The organism is Rhizobacter sp. P3_B12 (assembly GCF_056402895.1).
Genome location: NZ_JBFUGN010001242.1, coordinates 1 through 1,533, shown reverse-complemented (window position 1 = coordinate 1,533; position 1,533 = coordinate 1). Strand labels below are relative to the sequence as shown.

Here is a 1,533-nt window from a genome sequence, read left to right as displayed (position 1 = left end):
CCGGGCAGCTGCGCGAGCCAGGTGTCGTGCAGCGCGCGGCCGAAGTCCTCGCCGAGGCGGTGGTAGCTCTCCCACTGCGCTTCGTCGAACGACTGGTCGCCGGTCGACTCGTGCGGAAAGCGCTCGTGCTGCCGCGCGTAGGCCAGCAGGTCGACATCGAGCGCGTCGTGCAGGTTCGGCTTCACCACCAGCAGCGTGCCCTCGGGGCGCCAGGGCCCGCGCGGGCCGGCACGCTCGCGGTAGCGCACGCGCGCCAGCAGCACGCCGCGGCACGAGTGGTTGTCGGCCATGTGCTCGGGCGACAGCACGGTCAGGTCGCTGCCGRCCAGGCTGAACAGGTGCTGCGCCTCCTCGCGGGTGTAGAAGTCGATCTCGGCGCCGAAGTCGATGCGCGCCTTGCGCACCAGGTTCTCGATGTCGCCGAAGCCGTAGTCGGCATCGCAGCTGGCATCGGCGAGCACCATGAAATCGGTCTCGCGCTTGAGCAGCGGGTAGATGCCGCTGTTCTCGAAGTGCCCGCCGTCCGACAGGTACCACCAGGGCCGCTCGACACCGAAGAAGGTGGCCGAGGCCTCGCTCGCCAGCATCAGGGGCTTCGGCGCGAAGCGCCACGCGAGCCGGCTGAGCCAGCGCAGCCGCACCGAGTCGCGCGGCGCGCGCACCCAGTGGCCGAGCCGCACGCCGAGGAAGTACACCAGCAGCGCGAGACCGCGCGAGGTGTACGAGCCGGCCCCGGGCGAGGCCGCCGCGCCCGACACCGCGATCCAGCGGCCCAGCGTGCCGGTGTCGTCGCCCGGCTGCAGCGCGACGAACTCCGCCGCGCCGATCTCCAGCCCGCGCCAGGTCGCGGTCACCGCGGTGCCCTTGCGGTCGGCGTTGTACAGGCCGCTCTGGTCGTCGCGCGTCTGGTTCAGGCAGGTGTTCACCAGGTGGATCGGGCCGCCGCGGGCCTCGGGGCGGTARCTGTCGAGCGCGGTGTCGTCGCCGTCGACCACGCTGGTCACGTCCTTGGCCGGGCCGCCCTCGATGCCTTCCGCGCCCACACCCACCAGGCCGCGCCGCGGGTTGCCCACCGCGAGGTAGGCGCGCGTCAGCCGCGCGCGGTAGAAGCTGTGCAGCGACGAGGTGTTCGCCATCTGCGCATTGCCGGCGGTCAGCACGATCCAGCCGAGCCACAGCGCGCCGACCAGCGTGGCGCGCATCCACGCCGGCACCTCGCGCAGCGCGCTGAAGGTCTCGGGCGCGAACACGAACCACTGCAGCACGACCAGCCAGGCCGTCACCAGCGCGAGCAGGCCGACCAGCGAGCCGACGTCCATCAGCCGCGGCAGCCAGCCGCGCGCGCGGGCGCCGGCCTCGGCCGCCATCTGCTGCAGCGGCTGCGCGAGCCGGCGCAGCACCAGCACCACGACGCCGCCGAAGCCGACGCCGCCCCACAGCCACTGGTTGCCCGATTGCAGCTCCTCCAGCACCCACCAGCTGACGCGGTCGAGCGCGCCGAGCCCGCCGATCGCCGCGACGACGAGCGTGGCC

1 pseudogene is annotated in these 1,533 nt (G+C 73.3%); it reads right to left on the bottom strand.

Features of this window, described 5'->3' with window-relative positions:
- Positions 1-1,533 (bottom strand): annotated as a pseudogene (locus tag AC1D01_RS34180) (hypothetical protein); the annotation flags it as partial.